At 48.2% G+C, this 1,233-nt stretch carries 11 tRNA genes; all 11 read left to right on the plus strand.

The features are described from left to right. The first annotated feature begins 98 nt into the window (after positions 1-98). Positions 99-190: transfer RNA gene (locus tag FD44_RS09970), tRNA-Ser, on the plus strand. Positions 191-205: 15 nt separating this feature from the next. Next, positions 206-277 (plus strand) — tRNA-Glu (locus FD44_RS09975). Between the two features lie 4 nt (positions 278-281). Continuing rightward, positions 282-354, plus strand: a tRNA-Val gene (locus tag FD44_RS09980). Positions 355-377: 23 nt separating this feature from the next. Further along, positions 378-451 (plus strand) — tRNA-Asp (locus FD44_RS09985). A 47-nt stretch (positions 452-498) separates the two neighbouring features. After that, a tRNA-Phe gene (locus FD44_RS09990) sits at positions 499-571 on the plus strand. A 4-nt stretch (positions 572-575) separates the two neighbouring features. Continuing rightward, a tRNA-Tyr gene (locus tag FD44_RS09995) sits at positions 576-661 on the plus strand. A gap of 1 nt (position 662) precedes the next feature. Continuing rightward, a tRNA-Trp gene (locus tag FD44_RS10000) sits at positions 663-733 on the plus strand. 14 nt (positions 734-747) lie between these two features. Next, a tRNA-His gene (locus FD44_RS10005) sits at positions 748-822 on the plus strand. A 6-nt stretch (positions 823-828) separates the two neighbouring features. Beyond that, positions 829-900: transfer RNA gene (locus FD44_RS10010), tRNA-Gln, on the plus strand. Positions 901-925: 25 nt separating this feature from the next. Then, positions 926-996, plus strand: a tRNA-Cys gene (locus FD44_RS10015). 22 nt (positions 997-1,018) lie between these two features. Then, positions 1,019-1,103 (plus strand) — tRNA-Leu (locus FD44_RS10020). The last annotated feature ends 130 nt before the right edge of the window (positions 1,104-1,233 follow it).

Below are 1,233 nucleotides of genomic sequence, written 5' to 3' on the forward strand. Positions count from 1 at the left end.
AAGGGTAGGACGTTGCCACGCAATTTATTCCGATATTTTTAGATGGTGAAAGTTGTTTAAACAACGGGAGGTTCGAATCCTCCTATCGGAAGTTAGATGGAGAGTTGTCCGAGCTGGCCGAAGGAGCACCATTGGAAATGGTGTAAACGGGCAAAAACCTGTTTCGAGGGTTCGAATCCCTCACTCTCCGTTTACAAACAAATATGACCCGTTGGTCAAGCGGTTAAGACACCGCCCTTTCACGGCGGTAACATGGGTTCGAGTCCCATACGGGTCATCTTGGAGGATTAGCTCAGTTGGGAGAGCGTCTGCCTTACAAGCAGAGGGTCACAGGTTCGAGCCCTGTATCCTCCATTCAATGATATAATAATGGTTATGGTCCGTTGGTCTAGCTGGTTAGGACGCCTGCCTGTCACGCAGGAGATCACGAGTTCGAGTCTCGTACGGACCGTTGTTATGTTGTTATTAATTTAATACTTAACATCTTATGAGGTAAATGGCTCGGTAGCTCAGTTGGTAGAGCAACGGATTGAAGCTCCGTGTGTCGGCGGTTCGATTCCGTCCCGCGCCATTATGGATGGGTAGCGAAGTCTGGCTAAACGCGGCGGACTGTAAATCCGCTCCTTCGGGTTCGGTGGTTCGAATCCACTCCCATCCACCATAGGGATATAGTTTAATGGTAGAACTACGGTCTCCAAAACCGTCGGTGTGGGTTCAACTCCTACTATCCCTGTTAATGATGTTATGGCGGTATTGGTGAAGTTTGGTTAACACACCGGATTGTGGTTCCGGCATGCGTGGGTTCGAGTCCCACATACCGCCCTTGATTGGGTTATAGCCAAGTGGTAAGGCAACGGACTTTGACTCCGTCATGCGCTGGTTCGAATCCAGCTAACCCAGTTGGATTCGATCAATTTTATAACATGGCGGTATAGCCAAGTGGTAAGGCAGAGGTCTGCAAAACCTTCATCGTCGGTTCGAATCCGATTACCGCCTTTGCCCAATTAAATGGGAATATGCCGGAGTGGCGGAACTGGCAGACGCGCTGGACTCAAAATCCAGTGTCCGTTGAGGACGTGTGGGTTCGAACCCCACCTCCGGTATAGGTGTTATATTTATGTATGAGAACTGGGAATTTTATTCTTGGTTCTTTTTTTGTGGTCTAAAGTACTGGTAGATCGGCGTTTCTAGCCTAATAATAATACATTTATTCGGCTCTTTGTCAAATCCTGT

It is taken from the genome of Secundilactobacillus malefermentans DSM 5705 = KCTC 3548 (genome assembly GCF_001436395.1).
Lineage (GTDB): Bacteria > Bacillota > Bacilli > Lactobacillales > Lactobacillaceae > Secundilactobacillus > Secundilactobacillus malefermentans.